Genomic DNA, 1,050 nt, shown 5'->3' with positions numbered 1-1,050 from the left:
AAAAGCAATATGATGTATCTGATGATAAAATGTTTGATTTATTAGATCAGGGAGGGGAATTGTTAGAAGAGGTGATTACCCTTTTTCAAGAGAATGATCGTGAGGTACCTACACTGATGAAAATTACTTTTGATCCTAAAACACATGCATTTAATAATGATATAATTTATGAACCACAGTATACTAATCACCCTGATAGAACTAACGTAGATGGTTTTGAAGAGTGGTTTGAAGAGATGAAGAAAGAAAACTAATCATTTGGATACTAAGCCTGAGATCTTATTTACGATGTCCCTTTAATTTACGACACAAAAAAAACGGTTACTTGTAGCTCTACAAGTTGACCGATGGTCTGGCTGTTATTACTATTGAGCTGATCTTTGCACTACTATTTGGAGGAAAAGCTGCTCTTAAAGGAGCCAAAACAGCGATCAAAACTGTATCCAAACAAGGGGTAAAAGGAGCCACTAAAGCAGGAGTTCAGAAGTCAGTGAAAGAAACAGCCAAAGCAGTTACCGACCTGGCCAAAGTAGGCAAACAAGGTGCCAAAGCCCTGGTGAGAAATGGCAAAGTAGCCATGAAAGGCGTAAGAAAAGGCTTTGCCAAAGGCGCCCAAACTTTCGACGACCTCGGCCAGAGACTATCCAAAAAACTAAGATTTAAGAAGTTTAGAATGCGCATTGAGAAGCGCAGGTTTAAGTTGGAGGGAGAGGTTACTTGGGTGTTGTTGGCTAGTGGGGAGGTTAAGAAGGTAGATAAGAGTGAAATTGTTGATTACAGTAAGGCGAAGACTAAAGGGGATGTAAAAATAAAGCTTGCTGATGGTACTGAGGAAGCAGCTAAACTTATTACCAAAGCTGATCATCTGCCAAAAGGAATATACAAAAGAATACATGAATGGCCACAGGAAAAACATCTAAAGGCAAGGTCATTCATCATATGATTGAGCAGCAAACCATGAAAATGTCTTCATCTATATCTGAGACATTCATTAACAATTCAAATAGATTGAAAGGTTTTCCTCAAGGAATAATAAACGACACATTACAT

The 1,050-nt window shown here is 38.3% G+C and carries 2 protein-coding genes; both read left to right on the top strand.

Going from position 1 to position 1,050, the window contains the following annotated elements; all coding sequences use genetic code 11:
* The coding region (locus E1163_RS30165) for a hypothetical protein (RefSeq protein WP_221417870.1) at nucleotides 1–254 on the top strand (254 nt) is incomplete at its 5' end.
* Nucleotides 255–340: 86 nt separating this feature from the next.
* A complete protein-coding gene (locus tag E1163_RS00295) occupies nucleotides 341–943 on the top strand; it encodes a hypothetical protein (RefSeq protein WP_155168539.1) in 603 nt (200 codons plus the stop codon).
* The last annotated feature ends 107 nt before the right edge of the window (nucleotides 944–1,050 follow it).

Origin of the sequence: Fulvivirga kasyanovii (assembly GCF_009711405.1) — a bacterium.
GTDB classification, from domain to species: Bacteria; Bacteroidota; Bacteroidia; order Cytophagales; family Cyclobacteriaceae; genus Fulvivirga; species Fulvivirga kasyanovii.
The sequence above is the reverse complement of the archived record's forward strand: the minus strand, read 5'-3'. Positions and strand labels throughout refer to the sequence as shown.